Origin of the sequence: Mordavella massiliensis, assembly GCF_016902415.1 — a bacterium.
Lineage (GTDB): Bacteria > Bacillota > Clostridia > Lachnospirales > Lachnospiraceae > Merdimonas > Merdimonas faecigallinarum.
In genome coordinates this window covers 1-2,149 of record NZ_JACJLV010000092.1, presented here as the reverse complement: position 1 = coordinate 2,149, position 2,149 = coordinate 1, and the positions used below count along the sequence as shown (strand labels likewise).

The window sequence follows — 2,149 nt, the reverse complement described above, 5'->3', positions numbered from 1 at the left end:
TGCTCTTCACCCTCTGCAAGCCCGATACGCCGGCCTTTCTCAATCCCGGCCTCACGCTCCTGCTGCATATGCCTCTCCTGATCATATTCAAATATACTCATCGCTCTCGCCTCCGCCCTGTGCTTCATCAGGAATTCTCTCAACACGTCCTCCTTTTTGCATTAAGCAATTAGTTCGCAGGCTTCACACCCGCTTCAATCATTTACCTGTAAAGATCTTCCAGCGCTATCAGCCGGACTTCTCCGCGCTCCTGTGCCTGAAGCAGTCCCTCTGTAAATCCGCCCTTTGAGAAAATATAGTAATGGTAATGGTCCCCCTTCCCAAACACAACAGCGTAATGTCTCATCCGTTCCAGTTCATCCACTCCAATTTTTTCATTTCTGTACTTACACGAACCTATGATATACTCTTTCCCCTCAACAGGCGTTCCGACAATATCAATCTGTACCTGCTTTCTCTTCCCCGGATCTGCCCCCCACCATTGGCCGATTTCATTCAACTCAATGGGAAGATTGTCCGAATAGTAAAGTAGATAGTCCTGGCACATTTTTTCAAAAATAAGTCCCATATAATCGGGAAGATATTGTTTTATGACGTGCGGATAGATCTTTACAATTCTGCCGGAATCAATTGCGCTCATATTAACAGGAACAAACCGGTACCAGAACCGGAAAAAGTTATCCGCCAACAGATAAATGGTCTTTTTCCCCGGTTTCTCTGTGACCGGAGTTTCCTTTCTGACAATACCAAGATCGATCAGAGTTTTCAGATATTTCGATATCAGCGAATTTTCCTCGCCCACTTTCATCTTGATCTCGTTCATCCGGGAAGCTCCCTCTGCAATCGCCTTAATGATCGCATTGTAGATTGCGGGTTCCCTGAGTTCCTGCTTCAGCAGATTTCCCGGCTCCTCATACAAATAACTGGAGCGGTCGAAGAAATTATCAAGCAGGGCCTCATCCACACTGCCTCTAATATCCAGCTTATTGATATAGTGAGGAACTCCCCCCGTAATTCCATAAACCAGAGACTGATCTTCTGCGGACAGATTTGGATGAAACACGGCCGTTTCCTTATAATCCAGCGGCTCTATCTTAAACTGGCCCGTTCTTCTTCCATAAAGCGGGCTCTCCTTGCCAAGCACCTGGTTCTCCATAAAACTCATAGACGAACCGCAGAGAATCAAGAACATCCGGGATTCCGCCCATCTGTGGTCGATGATGTGCTGCAACATTGCGGAGATCGCAGGCTTTGCCTTTGCAAGATACGGGTACTCATCAATAACAAAGACAATCCTTTTCTCTTTTGAAAGCGATGTCAGTTCATTTAAAGCAGCATCATAAGAACTAAACTCAGGTACAGACTCGCTGTCCGGGCGCTCAAAGCTCATGATTGACCTCGAAAGCGCTTCCAGATTTTCCTTGCCTGTCGTGTTCAGGGCAGAGAAAAAAATGGTCGGCTTGTCCTTGCAGAACTCATTGATCAGCGCCGTTTTACCAACACGCCGTCTGCCATAGATCACAATGCACTCAAACTGACCGCCTGCATACCGTTTGTTCAGCTTCCGAAGCTCATCCTCACGACAGTAAAACTGACTCATCCTCTCACCTCCAATTATTACACTTGCAGATTAGTAACTTACAAGTTACTTTCTTATGAGTATAATAATCCAGAAATCTTACCAAGTCAAGGTGCATTCATTTTCCCCTTTTTTATATTATGCAATCTCTCCCTATTCTGTCTGATCTCCTGGATCTTCCGAAGCAATCTCCCGGATCCGCTCCTCTGTCTCATCCAGAACTTCCGCAATCTCTGAGATGCTCATTCCTCTGGACAGATTCTTCTGCACCTGCCTGCGCAGCAGCTGTTCTTTTCCTTTCTCAATCCCGGCCTCTCGCTCTTGCTGCATATGCCTCTCCTGATCATATTCAAATATACTCATCGCTCTCGCCTCCGCCCTGTGCTTCATCAGGAATTCTCTCAATACATCCTCCCTGATGCATTCATCCATCGCGCGGTCCACTGCCTCCGAAAGTTCCATTTCTTCCGTATACGCCCGGATCTTATCCGTATATATGGCATACTCTCCCAGCGTCCTGCAGGCTTCTTTCAACTTCTGATTGTTGCTCCCGGAAATATTGAGGAGCGT

1 protein-coding gene and 1 pseudogene are annotated in these 2,149 nt (G+C 46.7%); both read right to left on the bottom strand.

The genetic code is table 11. The features are described from left to right. Positions 1-202: 202 nt before the first annotated feature. Complete coding sequence (locus H6A13_RS12795) at positions 203-1,600, bottom strand: ATP-binding protein (protein ID WP_204909923.1); 1,398 nt, start codon at positions 1,598-1,600, stop codon at positions 203-205. Between the two features lie 132 nt (positions 1,601-1,732). Continuing rightward, a pseudogene (locus H6A13_RS12790) lies at positions 1,733-2,149 on the bottom strand (transposase); the annotation flags it as partial.